General features: G+C 69.6%; 13 protein-coding genes and 1 tRNA gene. 10 read left to right on the top strand and 4 right to left on the bottom strand.

The window, feature by feature from the left end:
• Positions 1–392: 392 nt before the first annotated feature.
• Both ACEXQC_RS06615 and ACEXQC_RS06610 read right to left on the bottom strand, forming a co-directional pair.
• Complete coding sequence (locus ACEXQC_RS06615) at positions 393–1,040, bottom strand: hypothetical protein (RefSeq protein WP_374819709.1); 648 nt, start codon at positions 1,038–1,040, stop codon at positions 393–395.
• Between the two features lie 118 nt (positions 1,041–1,158).
• A complete protein-coding gene (locus ACEXQC_RS06610; RefSeq protein WP_374819707.1) occupies positions 1,159–1,386 on the bottom strand; it encodes a PLDc N-terminal domain-containing protein in 228 nt (75 codons plus the stop codon).
• A 319-nt stretch (positions 1,387–1,705) separates the two neighbouring features.
• Here ACEXQC_RS06610 and ACEXQC_RS06605 point away from each other — a divergent pair, with 319 nt between their 5' ends.
• The 5 genes from ACEXQC_RS06605 (at position 1,706) to ACEXQC_RS06585 (ending at position 4,954) form a co-directional block, all read left to right on the top strand.
• Positions 1,706–2,362: a DedA family protein gene (locus ACEXQC_RS06605; protein WP_374819705.1), complete on the top strand. Its 657-nt coding sequence runs from the start codon at positions 1,706–1,708 to the stop codon at positions 2,360–2,362.
• Positions 2,363–2,377: 15 nt separating this feature from the next.
• Positions 2,378–2,917, top strand: a complete 540-nt coding sequence (locus ACEXQC_RS06600; RefSeq protein WP_374819704.1) for an SRPBCC domain-containing protein — start codon at positions 2,378–2,380, stop codon at positions 2,915–2,917.
• A gap of 104 nt (positions 2,918–3,021) precedes the next feature.
• Positions 3,022–3,093: transfer RNA gene (locus ACEXQC_RS06595), tRNA-Gln, on the top strand.
• A gap of 144 nt (positions 3,094–3,237) precedes the next feature.
• Complete coding sequence (locus ACEXQC_RS06590) at positions 3,238–3,975, top strand: CPBP family intramembrane glutamic endopeptidase (protein WP_374819703.1); 738 nt, start codon at positions 3,238–3,240, stop codon at positions 3,973–3,975.
• A gap of 103 nt (positions 3,976–4,078) precedes the next feature.
• Positions 4,079–4,954 (top strand): LysR family transcriptional regulator, encoded by an 876-nt coding sequence (locus ACEXQC_RS06585; RefSeq protein WP_374819701.1) that lies wholly within the window; start codon positions 4,079–4,081, stop codon positions 4,952–4,954.
• A gap of 8 nt (positions 4,955–4,962) precedes the next feature.
• Here ACEXQC_RS06585 and ACEXQC_RS06580 read toward each other — a convergent pair whose 3' ends face one another.
• Both ACEXQC_RS06580 and ACEXQC_RS06575 read right to left on the bottom strand, forming a co-directional pair.
• Complete coding sequence (locus ACEXQC_RS06580; protein ID WP_374819699.1) at positions 4,963–5,679, bottom strand: SDR family oxidoreductase; 717 nt, start codon at positions 5,677–5,679, stop codon at positions 4,963–4,965.
• A 112-nt stretch (positions 5,680–5,791) separates the two neighbouring features.
• Positions 5,792–7,564 (bottom strand): bifunctional sugar phosphate isomerase/epimerase/4-hydroxyphenylpyruvate dioxygenase family protein, encoded by a 1,773-nt coding sequence (locus ACEXQC_RS06575; protein ID WP_374819697.1) that lies wholly within the window; start codon positions 7,562–7,564, stop codon positions 5,792–5,794.
• Positions 7,565–7,739: 175 nt separating this feature from the next.
• Between ACEXQC_RS06575 and ACEXQC_RS06570 the strand changes: the two genes are divergently transcribed.
• From ACEXQC_RS06570 to ACEXQC_RS06550, 5 genes are all read left to right on the top strand, one after another.
• On the top strand, positions 7,740–8,231 hold the full coding sequence (locus ACEXQC_RS06570) for a TRAP transporter small permease (protein WP_374819695.1): 492 nt from the start codon (positions 7,740–7,742) through the stop codon (positions 8,229–8,231).
• The gene (locus ACEXQC_RS06565; protein ID WP_374819693.1) at positions 8,228–9,502 is read left to right on the top strand and encodes a TRAP transporter large permease; all 1,275 of its coding nucleotides are present in this window, start codon (positions 8,228–8,230) and stop codon (positions 9,500–9,502) included. The genes ACEXQC_RS06570 and ACEXQC_RS06565 overlap by 4 nt, the downstream gene beginning before the upstream one ends.
• Positions 9,499–10,437 (top strand): shikimate dehydrogenase, encoded by a 939-nt coding sequence (locus tag ACEXQC_RS06560; RefSeq protein ID WP_374819691.1) that lies wholly within the window; start codon positions 9,499–9,501, stop codon positions 10,435–10,437. The genes ACEXQC_RS06565 and ACEXQC_RS06560 overlap by 4 nt, the downstream gene beginning before the upstream one ends.
• 113 nt (positions 10,438–10,550) lie before the next feature.
• The gene (locus ACEXQC_RS06555; protein WP_374819689.1) at positions 10,551–11,459 is read left to right on the top strand and encodes a DctP family TRAP transporter solute-binding subunit; all 909 of its coding nucleotides are present in this window, start codon (positions 10,551–10,553) and stop codon (positions 11,457–11,459) included.
• Positions 11,460–11,466: 7 nt separating this feature from the next.
• Complete coding sequence (locus ACEXQC_RS06550) at positions 11,467–12,456, top strand: phosphotriesterase family protein (RefSeq protein ID WP_374819687.1); 990 nt, start codon at positions 11,467–11,469, stop codon at positions 12,454–12,456.
• Positions 12,457–12,485: the final 29 nt, after the last annotated feature.

Below are 12,485 nucleotides of genomic sequence, written 5' to 3'. Positions count from 1 at the left end.
CTGCAGGCGCCGGCCCGCCCCGCGCGAGCGCACCCACCGTCACTCCCGCGCCCACCCGCGCCCGCCCGCCCGCCTGCCCCGTGGGCCCCGCGCGCTCCCGCCCGCGCGCTCCGCCCGCCCCGTGGGCCCCACGCGCTCCCGCCCGCCGCTCCTGCCCGCCGCGCCCGCCCGCCCCGCCCCGTCCCGCGCACTCCCGCCCCGCGCGGCCCGCCTCGTCCCGCGCACTCCCGCCCCGCCTCGTCCCGCGCACTCCCGCCCACCCCACCCCCGCGCCCCACCCGCGCGTGAGTCGCGGCTAAGTGTTGCCAAAAGGGCGGTTTGGGTGCGTTTGGCGACACTTGGGCGCGACTCACGAGGCCGATGCGAGGGAGGCGAGGGTGGGTGCGTGTGGGTCAGGATTCGGCGCGGATGCGGCGGAGCCAGGCTCGGCGGCCGGCGAGATAGGGTTCGACGTCGGCGATGCGGTGCAGTGCGACCCCCGCGGGGGTCACCCCTCGCGCCTCCACCGCGAGAGTGCGACCCGAGAGGGTGGTGGCTGCCCACCACCGATCGCCGCGCTCCCACAGCTCGAACGGCTGCTCCAGCCCCTCCACCTGGATCTGCTCTATGCGATCCGGCAGCCCTTCTCCCGGCGGCCTCGTGCGGTACTGCGATCCGCCCATAGCGGTGAGCGCCCGCCGCCGCAACCGCTCGACCACCGAGCGGCTGTCACCCTCCCGCCAGTGCACATGCACCTCGAACGGATCCCCGTCGCCCCCACTCGCGCTGGCACCGTCGCCGTCGCGGCCACTCGCCCTGCCACCGCCGTCGGCGTCGTCGGCGACGCCGGGGAGGTCGGTGGGCGGTTGCGGCAGCGCGTGGGCGAACGAGAGCACGCGCGTCGAGCCCCCGAACTCCCACTCGCTCACCATCGCGAACCCCGGCCACTCCACCAGCCCGAAGGCCCCCACCGGCTCGAACGACTCACGCAGCCGCTCATCCGTCTCGTCGACCCGACTCCAGAACTCGTCGGGGGTGAGGTGTCGCGGCCCGGCCTGCATGCGCCCAGTCTGCCATCCGCCCCCCACTCCACCACGGACCAGACCGGAAGCGCCGAGCCGAACGCCACAGGCGGTGGGACGCAGCACTGCACGGTCCGGGGACCCTGAACGCGCAGGACTACGCGGTCGGCGGGTCGCCTGCCGTGGCGAAGCGGCGCCCGACGGCGAACCACACGATCGACCCCAGAAGCGGGAGGATGAGCACCACCAGCACCCAGATCACCCGCTCGGCCGCCGATGCCCGCGGCGCGCGGATGATGCTGATGAGCGCCGCGATGAACAGCACGAAGGCTGCGATCGAGAGCAGGATGATGACGAGATGCGAGCCGTCGAAGGATGCGAACATCCCTCCATCCCGCGCCGTCCGACCCCGGTTGTCGACCAGCCGGCCCCTCGGCGAGCCACCCACGAGGCGCCGCAGCGGCCATCCGGTCCCTCGCCGGGGACCAGCGGGCTCCGGATTCGGTGCGGGAGCGGCCATCAGCCCCCCACCGGGACCAGCAGGCCTCGGAGAAGGTGCCGTAGCGGCAAGCAGCTCCCACCGGGGACCAGCAGGCCTCGGAGAGGGTGCCGTGGCGGCCATCCGCCCGCGCAGAGGCCCGCGGCTCCGCGTCCCACCTCAAGAGGGGACATCGCGCCGGCCGCGCGCCCAGTAGTGTCGCACTATGGCACCGGCCGACCTCTTCAACCTGCAGGACACCGTCGAAGGCGCGGGCCTCTGGGGTCTCGCCATCGTGTGCGTCATCATCTTCGCCGAGACCGGCCTGCTCATCGGCTTCTTCCTGCCCGGCGACACCCTGCTCTTCTTCACCGGACTGCTCACCTACACGGGCGCCATCCCGCTGCCGCTCGCCGTGGTCATCCTCGCCGTCTTCGCGGCGGCCTTCCTCGGCGACCAGCTCGGCTTCGTCATCGGCCGCCGCGCCGGCCCCGCCATCTTCGAACGCAGGGACTCCGGCTTCTTCAGCCGCAAGAACGTCGACCGCACCCAGGCCTTCTTCGATCGCTTCGGCGGCTTCGCCGTGACCATCGCCCGCTTCATCGCCGTGGTGCGCACGTTCGCGCCGGTGGCGGCGGGCGTGGGCCGCATGAAGTACTCGCACTTCGTGGGCTTCAACGCCCTCGGTGCCGCCATCTGGTCGACGGCGCTCATCAGCGTGGGCTACGCGCTCGGGTCGATCCCGCAGGTCGCGGAGGTGGTGCAGAGCTCGATGGAGTGGGTGCTCATCGGGCTCGTGGTGCTGACCGTCGGATCCGCGGTCATCGCCTACCTGCGACAGCGCGCCCGCGCTCGCCGCGAAGCCCGCACCACGGCCGAGTAGGGGAGCGCCTCCACCATGTCGACACCCGCCCCGAACCCCACCGGTCGCCGCGAATCGCGCGGGGAGGATGGCGGGGGCGGTGACGCGATCGTGTTCGACCGCAGCTTCGACTCCACCCCGGCCGAGGTCTGGGCCGCCCTCACCGAGCCGACCCTGCTGGAGCGCTGGATCGGCACCTGGAGCGGCGACTCCGCCTCCGGTCGTGTCGTGTTCCGGATGACCTCGGAGGGCGACGACGTCCCCGACGAGGCGGTCACGATCCTCGCCTGCACGCCGGGGGAGCGCCTCGGCCTCGAGATCGGCGTGGGGGCTGACGCAGACGCCGCCGCCTGGAAGCTCGAGCTCACGCTCGAATCGTCATCCGCCGACGGCCCCACCACCCTCCACTTCGCCCAGCTGCTCGACGACACCTCCGGCATCGGCGACATCGCCCCGGGCTGGGAGTACTACCTCGACCGCCTCGCCGCCGTGCTCGACGGCGGCAATCCGTCCCTCATCCTCTTCGACGACTACCACCCGGGCATGAGCGAGCACTACCGCGCGATGTTCGCCTGATCGGCCGTCTGGGCGAGCTCGACATCCGGCCTCATCGGCCGTTTTGGAATCGGCCTCGCGCATGCGCTAAAGTAAACAGTCGGCTCGGCCAATGGTTGAGACGGTGGGGTATGGTGTAATTGGCAACACGGCTGATTCTGGTTCAGTTGTTCTTGGTTCGAGTCCAGGTACCCCAGCAAGTCAGGCCCGGATCTCCGGGCCTTTTGCGTTTCCGAGGCCATGTCCACGACACGTGGTCTTCGCTCGTCACGGCCACCGCCCTCGCCGGGTCCAGTGAGCCGGTTCACTCGCCGGCTACGGGCCGACGGTAGGGTGCGCCGGTGACAGGTGATCGTTGGCGCGCGCTCGGCTTCGGCGCAGCCGTGCACATGCTCAGGTTCGCTGTAATCATGGGAGCCTTGGCCGTGGCGCCGCTGCTGGGGATCTCGGGCTGGTACATGGGCCTGTTCGCCAACGTCGCCTGCGTGATTCTCGCCGTCGTGCTCGTCACAGTGCGCGGCCAGTGGTCTGCATCCGGTCTCTTCTCCCTCTGGCGCGGCAAGACGGCGGCCCTCTTCCTCCTCCCGTTCGTCGTCGAGATCCTGCTGTGGGCGGTGCCGGATGGGCTCGTCGAGCACCCGCCGGGATTCGGGCTCTGGGCACTCACTCTGCTCCTCGTCGGTCTGAACGAAGAGCTTCTCAGCCGCGTGGTCGTGCTGGAGCGGATGCGGCGTTCCTTCGGTCCCGCGGGCGCCGTCGCACTCACCGGCGCCCTCTTCGGCCTGCAGCACCTCTCCGCATTCGCCACCACCTCGCGCACGGTCGATGATGTGCTCCTCAACGTCCTCGTCTCCGCGTGCTTCGGCATCGGGCTGTCGGCCTTCCAGTTCCGGTTCCACTGGGTGCTGCCGCTGGTTCTCGTGCACAGCGCCGCCGACTTCACCACCATCCTCTCTGCGAACCCCCTGCCCGACGCGGTCATCGCGATCACCTGCGTCGGCTTCCTCGCCACCGCGACGGTGATCCTGCGCCCCCTCGTCACCGGACGACGCCGTTCCGCCACCGTCGATGCCGCCTGATTCGCAGCGAGCAGCGGCGTGCACCCGCACCCGCACCCGCACCCGCACCCGCACCCGCACGATATCCTGATACCTGAGGGGTATCAGGGCGTAGGGTGGGCCCGTGGTCGATCTCGAGACGCGCGAGCTGCGCTACTTCACCGCCGTTGCCCGTGAACTGCACTTCGGGCGGGCGGCCGAATCCCTCGGCATCGCCCAGCCTCCGCTCTCGCGGGCGATCCGTCAGCTCGAGCAGCGCCTCGGTGCGCAGCTCTTCGACCGGGATCGCCGCGGCGTCGCCCTCACGGAGGCCGGCGCGGTGCTCCTCCGTGAGGCGGGCCCCGCGCTCGACGCCGTCGCCGCAGCGGCTCGTCGCGCCCAGCGCGCAGGTCACCCGCGCCGGCCGATCGCCCTCGCCACGAAGGCGGGCGCATCGCACGAGCTGCTCCGAGAGCTGCTCGACGCCGTGGCGGCGACCGCAGACGTGTCGCCTGTCGAGGTCGTGCTGTGCGAGGTCGGTGAGCAGGCCGGGCTGCTGCGCGACGGCCGCGCGGACATCGCCATCATGCACCGCCCGGTCGACGACCTCTCCGGGTTCGACACCGAAGACCTCTGCGTGGAGGAGCAGGTGGCGATCGTGCCGGCAGGCCATCCGCTGGCCCGCCGCGAGCGACTCACCCTGGCCGACATCAGCGACGTGGCCGACCTGCCTCGGGCCCGCTGGCCGCGCCTCGACGGCACGTATCCGGAGGGTCCGGGGCCCGAGGTGCGCACCCAGTCGCAGATCGCTCAGCTCGTGGCGCTCAACAAGGCTCTCCTCGTGATCCCGGCGTCGAGTCGCGCGTGGCAGTGGCCCGAGCACGTCGCCGTTCCCGTGGTCGACGCGCCAGCGATCACCACCGTCCTCGCCTGGCCCGCGCTGAGCCGCTCGCGTGAGATCGCCGCCGTGGTGCGGGTCGCGACCGAGCTCGCCGCCCGGCGCGCGTTCGCAGCGGTGTAGACCGGCTGCTACCAGGGCACGAGGCCCGCGTCGTCCCAGAAGCCGCCGCGCGGCGAATCGTCGGGCGCCGTGGCGAGACGGATCGCGACCGCCGCACCCTCCTCGGCCGAGCGGGGCGAGCTGAAGCCCGTGAAGTCCGTCGCCACGTAGCCGGGGCAGATGGCGTTGACGATCACGTTCGTGTCGGCGAGCTCGCGCGCGTACTGCGCCGTGATGCTGTTGAGCAGGGTCTTCGAGGGCGCGTAGGCCGCCATCTGGGGGCCGGTCTGCAGGGTCAGTGATCCCATGTTGCTCGAGACGTTCACGATGCGCGCCGAGTCCGCTCGACGCAGCAGCGGCAGCATCGCGTTCGTCACCCGGATGACCCCGAACACGTTCGTGTCGAGCACGGTGCGCAGCACGTCCAGGTCCAAGGTGGAGGGGATCTGCGCCCGGGACTCGGTCCGCCCGGCGATCCCCGCATTGTTGACGAGCACGTCGAGCTGCCCCGTCGTCTGCGCGATCGACTCGGCCGCCGCGGCAGCGCTCTCGTCGGAGGTGACGTCGAGGGCCACCCCGAACGCCTCGACCCCCTCCGTACGCAGCCGTGCGACCGCCTCCTCGCGCCTGCCGTCATCCCGAGCGCCCACGGCGACGGTGAATCCCGCCGCGCCGAGCCCCTGTGCGATCGCGTACCCGATGCCTTTGTTCGCGCCCGTCACGAGCGCTGTCCTGTCTGTCGTCATGTGCTCAATGCTCACAACGTCGGGCGGATGCGTCCAAGACCGATCCGGGCACGCGTGATACCGCGGAAGTATCAGTGCCACACGTCGCGGATGAGGGCGACGCCGTTGACGGTCAATGCGCCGTCTGGGTGGCGAGGCGGATGGCCGCGTTGGCCGCGCCGTATCCGTCGTAGGCGCCTCTGCGCTCGAGGAACTCCAGGAAGACCGCCCCCACGGTGCGGGTGTAGAAGTGGATGAACTCACCCGCGTCATCGCGGTCGTAGAGCAGCCCGAGTTCGCGCAGCTCCGCGATGAAGGCGGGGTCCAGCTCGAATCTCGCTGACAGATCGTCGTAGTAGTTGCTCGGAATCTGCAGCAGCTGCAGGCCTGCGTCACGGGCACGGCGCGCGATACCGACGACGTCGTCGCATCGCACGGCGATGTGCCGGTCGGGCAGGGGAGCGGTCGGGGGTGCGAGGTTGATCGGCACCCGCACCACACCGTCGTCGGTGCGCATCACCTGGCTGCGCATGAGCCCCATCGGGCTCGGAACCTCGGCCGCCGACTCCGTCTTCAGCGAGAGCACACTCGCCGCGAAGAGCACAGCCTCGTCGAACTCCTGCCACGGGTAACCCAGGTTGATGTGGTCGATCACGCCCATCGAGTGCCCGATGTCGGTCCCGCCCTCGAACTCGGTGGTCCAGGAGGCCGCGTGCGCACGGTCGTTCCAGTAGAACTCCGTGCCGTCCGGGGCGGCGACCGCGTGCAGCTCCTGTTCGCCGGCGTAGGTGCGCCGGAAGACGCTCGGAGCACCGAGCGCGAGGGCGCGCGACGTCGCGATGCCGGCGTCCTCCACCTGCAACCCGATCGCGAGCAGGCACGGCACTGTGTCGCGCCGCTGCTCGTTGAGGATGATGCGCGCGTCTCCCAGGCTCCACAGGCGAACGGGCTTGCTCTGATGCCGCCCGCGGAACTCGAAGCCCAGCTGGCCGAGCATCTCATCGAACTCGTCGAGTCCGGCTCCCGCGATCTCGACGAAGTCGATCCCCTGGGCGGGCTGCGGTTCGGCGAGTCGGAAGGTGTCCCAACCGAGCTCCGCCGAGGTGCGATCGCCGAGCCAGGTCAGCGACCGGCGCGCGTGGGCCGCCGTGCGCCTGGCATCCGTCTGCCGGAACGTGTCGTTGAACACCTCCAGCGAGATCGGACCGCGGTAGTCCGCCCGCAGTACGTGTCCCAGGAATCGGACGAGCGGGAAGTCTCCCTCTCCAGGGAAGACGCGGTGATGTCTGCTCCACGAGAGCACATCCATGTCGAGTGCGGGCGCATCTGCGAGCTGGAGGAACATGATCTTCTCGCCGTCGATCTCCTCGATCGCCGAGAGGTCATGGCCGCGCGAGAGGATGTGGAAGCTGTCCAGGCACAGGCCGAGGTTCGCACGGTCGGCCATCTCCACGATCTTCCAGGCGTGACGGTAGTCGTCCACGAACCTGCCCCACGCGAGGGCCTCGTAGGCGACGCCGATGCCGTGGGCGGCGGCCCGGTCGGCGAGCTCGCCCAGCTGACGTGCGGCGAGCTCGTCGTCGTCGATCGTGGCGGTGCCCGCATTGCTGCAGACCAGCACCAGGGTCGCGCCGAGGCGCCCCATCATCTCGAACTTCGCCTCGGCGCGGCGCAGGTTGTCGGCGAAGGTGTCGTCGTCGACGCCCTCGATGTCCCTGAGGGGCTGGAAGAGGTCGATCGACAGCCCGAGGCGGGCGCACAGGGCCCGGATCTCTTCGGGCGACTCCGGTGCCGCGGTGAGGTCTGCGTCCATGATCTCGACGCCATCGAAGCCTGCATCGGCGCAGGCATGGAGTTTCTCGACGAGCCCGCCCGACAGGCAGACCGTCGCAATTGAGGTGCGCATGGCTGCAATGTACCAGCTTGTACATTCGAGGAACAGGCCTCTTGCGTCGTAATGTAATGGATAGTACATTCGGTGCGGCGGCGGGAAAGAGCCCGTCTCGAACGAACAAGGACGTCTCGTGACCACAGCCTCCCCCCGGCGACCAGCCGGCGCACTGCGCCGCATCGTCCGCGTCGTGACTGTCATCGAATTGACCATCGGGGCCCTCGCCCTGATGTCGATCCTGGTGCTCGTCTTCTTCCAAGCGGCGCAGCGCTACCTGCCCATCGACAGTGTCGCGTGGACGGGGGAGATCGCCCGGTTCTCGCTCATCTGGCTCACCTTCTCGGCCGCCGGGCTGCTCGTCACCTCGCGGGGTCACATCACCCTCGAGATCGTCGACGCCATCCCGAACCGGATGATGGTGCGCATCATCCAGGTCTTCGCGCTCGTCGTGGTGGCCGCCACCGGAGTCGGTCTCGCTCTCGAAGCGGCGGCGCTCATCCAGACCCAGGGTCTGCTCCGCTCGCCCGTGCTCCGGCTGCAGATGTCGTGGGTGTACCTGCCGGTGCTCATCGGTGCTGTCAGCACCGCGGTGCGGGCAGCCGTCGCGGCCATCGATGTGGCCGTCCATGGCCCGGTGTTCGCGCAGACCGACGACGACACGAGTGAAGGAACCGTCGCATGATCCTCCTGCTGCTCGGTCTCTCGATCGCGATCCTCCTGGTGCTGCGTGTGCCCGTGGCCTTCGCCTTCCTCGGTCCCTCCATCGTCTACATGCTGTTCACGGGCCAGTCCTCCGGTACGGCGTTGCGAACGGTCACCAACGCCGCGGCGAGCTTCCCCCTCCTCGCTGTTCCGCTCTTCGTCTTCCTCGGCGCACTGGCGAACCACGCGGGCATCGCGGATCGACTGTTCCGCTTCGCTCTGGCAGCCATGGCACGAGTGCGAGGCAACCTCGGTTACGTCGCCGTCGGCACGAGCGTGGGCTTCTCATGGATGAGCGGATCGGCCGTCGCCGACGCGGCAGCCCTCGGCAAGGTCCAGATCCCCGCCATGATCAGGGCCGGCTACGGGCGGCGATTCGCCACCGGTGTCTCGGCGTCGTCGTCCTTGATCGCACCCGTCATGCCACCGAGCATCCCCGCCGTCATCTTCTCCGGGCTCGCCGCCGTCTCCACCGGAGCGCTTTTCGCCGCCTCCGTCATCCCCGCATTGCTCATGGCGATAGGCCTGTGCATCGTGGTCTTCGTGCTCGTCCGCAAGAACCCGAAGATCCGGCGGGGAGTCTTCGACCGGGCCGAACTGCTCGCCTCCACCAAGGGTGTGATCCTGCCGATGCTGGCGCCGTTCATCATCCTCGGCGGCATCCTCGGCGGCATCTTCACCCCCACCGAGGCCGCGGCGGTCGGTGTCGTCTACATCATCCTAGTCGGAGTCGTGCAGCGCTCGCTCGATCTGCGCGGATTCCTCAAGGCGCTGCTCGAGACGGTGACGACGACCGCCGGGATCATGCTGATCGTCAGTTCGGCCTCCCTCCTCGGCTACATCCTGGCGCGCGAACGACTGCCGCAGCTGCTGACGGATCTCGTGCTGTCCATCACGTCGAGCCCCACGATGTTCTTGGCACTCGCGGCGGTCGTGATGCTGATCCTCGGCACGGTCATCGACGCCACGGCGATCCTCGTGCTCACCGTGCCGATCCTGATGCCCATCGGCCTCGAGTTCGGGATCGATCCGATCGCTCTCGGAGTGCTGCTGATCGTCGCCCTGATGATCGGTCTGATCACTCCACCTGTCGGCACCGTGCTCTTCGTCACGGCGTCGGTCTCGAGAAGCAAGGTGGGTGAGGTGTTCCGTGGTTCGCTGCCGTTCCTCATCCCCTCGGTCGTGATCTGCATTCTGCTGGTGCTGTTCCCGAGTGCCGTGATGTGGCTGCCTGGGGTGCTCGGCCTGTGACCGACACCGATCTCCGCACCGTGTCGAAGCGACGCCGAGCCATGCTCATCGGCCTGATCGGCGAGGGAGTGGGCCCGTCGCTCACCCCGGCCATGCATGAGCTCGAAGGCGCCAGACACGGCATGAACTACGTCTACCGCACCATCGAACTCGCCACGGGCGAAGGGACGGCCGGCCACATCGCCGACCTGCTCGCCTCGGCCCGTCTGCTGGGCTTCGACGGACTCAACGTGACCCACCCGGTGAAGCAGCTGGTGGTGCCCCTCCTCGACGACCTGAGCCCGAGCGCGCGGGCGGTGGGCGCGGTCAACACGGTGCTCTTCGGAGACGAGGGATCCGTGGGGCACAACACCGACGTGACCGGGTTCGGTGCGGCCTTCGACGAGGCGTTCGCGGACGCGAGCCATCACCGCGTCGTGCTTGTCGGTGCGGGCGGAGCCGGATCCGCGGTCGCAAGTGCCCTCGCCGCACGCGACATCGACGACCTGGTGATCGTCGACGCCGATCCCGCACGCTCCACCGCTCTCGCCGCCGGCATCGCAGCCCAGGCGGGGCGTTCCGTGCGTGCCGCCGAGCTGAACGAGCTGTCCGACCTGCTGAGCCGCGCCAACGGCGTCGTCAACGCCACTCCCTCGGGCATGGCGGCGCACCCGGGTGCGCCCTTCGACCTGGATCTCCTCGACGAGCGGATGTTCGTCGCCGAGATCGTCTACCGGCCCGTCGACACGGCCCTCCTCCGCGGCGCGCGACTGCGGGGATGCCGTGTGATGTCGGGCCTCGGGATGGCGATGCATCAAGCGGCCGACTCCTTCGAGATCTTCACGGGCGCCTCCGCCGATCGCTCGGCGATGCTCGCCGACCTGCAAGACCTGGTCGCCGCCGAAGCGGCCAGCATTCCCGCCCAACAGGCACCACCGAGAGGAAGAAACCGATGACTGCACGACGTGCACGGCGAACGATGATGATCGCTCTGGCGACGGTACCGGCAATGATGCTGGTGGCGTGCTCCGGGGGTGGTTCCGAAGAACCAGGGGGCAGCACCGACGAGGTGCGAACCCTGAGCCTCGCGCACAGCTACAACGAGACCCAACCGCAGCACGCGTGCGGTGCCCAGGTGATCGCCGACGAGATCGCTGCGGCCGATGTCGGCCTCGAGATCGAGATCTTCCCGTCGAGCCAGCTCGGTGGCGACGCCGACCGCATCGCGTCGGTGGCCTCCGGCGACATCGACATCGACATCCAGGGAGCCTCGGCGCTCGGCGCAGTCTACGAGCCGATCAGCGTGCTCGATGCCGCCTACGCCTTCGATGGGCCGGAGCACCTCGCCGCCTTCATGGGCAGCGATGCGTCGGCGCCCGTGATCGAGGGATTCTTCGAGACCGCAGGCGTGCAGACCCTCGGTGCCTGGTCGGCCGGCGCACGGCACTTCACCTCCAACTCACCCATCCGCACCCCCGACGACCTCGAGGGCATGCGCCTGCGGTTCCCGGGATCGCCGCAGTTCCTCATCAACGCGAGGGCCCTCGGCGCCGAGGCCACGGAGGTCGCCTACGAAGAGCTCTACCTCGCGCTGCAGCAGGGCACGGTCGATGGGCAGGAGAACCCCATCACCAACATCGCCGCGCAGAACCTCGCGGAGGTGCAGGACTACTTGAGCCTCAGTTCCCACCAGCTCAACACCAACCTCGTGATCATGGGTCAAGCCTGGGGTGAGCTGAGCGCCGAGCAGCAGGACGCTCTCACCGCGGCCGTCGACACCGCCATCGACGACGTGACCGCGTGCGTGGCCGACGAAGAGGCCACCACGATCGAGGAGTGGCGGACCGGCGGGGAGTGGGAGGTCATCGACGATGTCGACATCGATGCCTTCCAGGAGCAGGCCATCGCCTACCTCGAGGAGAACCTCACTGGTGAGTCGCTCGAGGCGTTCGAGGCGATCCGCTCGAGCGCCGAGTAGGGCGCCTGTGTCGTTGCCCTCTGCGGCCCGCTCGGTTCCCACCTTCACCGGCGAGGTGGGGGCCGAGCAGCTGGGTGTCACCCTGATCCACGAGCACGTCTTCGTGCGCAGCCCCGAGCTGGAGCTCGATCTTCCGCACCCGGAGTGGCAGGTGGAGCACCTGATCGAGACCGCCGTCGAGGGGCTCCGAGCGCTGCACGCGCTCGGAGTGCGCACGGTCGTCGACCTCACCGTTCCCGGTCTGGGGCGCGATGTGGCGCTCGTGGCGCGGGTTGCGGAGCGGTCTCCCGTGGCGCTCGTGGCGTCGACCGGCTACTACACGAGCTCCACACTGCCTCATGTGTTCCGCACCCACGGCCCTGGCCGCCTCGTCGGCGGCCCCGATCCGCTCGCCGAGATGATGCTGCGCGACATCGAGGAGGGCATCGCCGGCACGGGCATCCGGGCCGGGATGATCAAGGTCGTGTCGGATGCCGAGGGCATCACCCCGGACGTCGAGCGGGTGTTCGAGGCGGCGGCCGCCGCCCACCTCCGCACCGGGGTGCCCATCACGACCCACTCGCATCCCGCCTCGGCCGGAGGGCGCGCGCAGCAGCAGCTGCTCGCTCGCCTCGGTGTGCAGATGCACACCGTGATCATCGGCCACAGCGGCGACTCCACCGATCTCGACTACCTGCGAGAGCTGGCCGATCGTGGCTCCTACCTGGGTTTCGACCGCTTCGGCATGGAGCATGTCGCCCGCGACGACGACCGCATCCGCACCCTCCTCCACCTCCTCGGCGAAGGCTATGCCGAGCGGATCGTGCTGTCGCACGACGCCGCGTTCTTCAGCCGGGTCACACCGCCCTCCTGGCGGGCCGCGACGGTGCCGCACTGGACGATGCAGACCATCCACACCCGCGTGCTTCCGCGACTGCGGAAAGCGGGAATCGACGAGCAGACGATCGACACCCTGCTCGTCGGAAACCCGCGGCGCATCCTCACGGGAGCGCCGTGAAACGCGAGCAGCGCGAACCGAGGTCTCCG

Source organism: Herbiconiux liukaitaii (assembly GCF_041927495.1).
GTDB classification, from domain to species: domain Bacteria; phylum Actinomycetota; class Actinomycetes; order Actinomycetales; family Microbacteriaceae; genus Herbiconiux; species Herbiconiux liukaitaii.
This window is presented reverse-complemented; position numbering and strand designations above follow the sequence as displayed.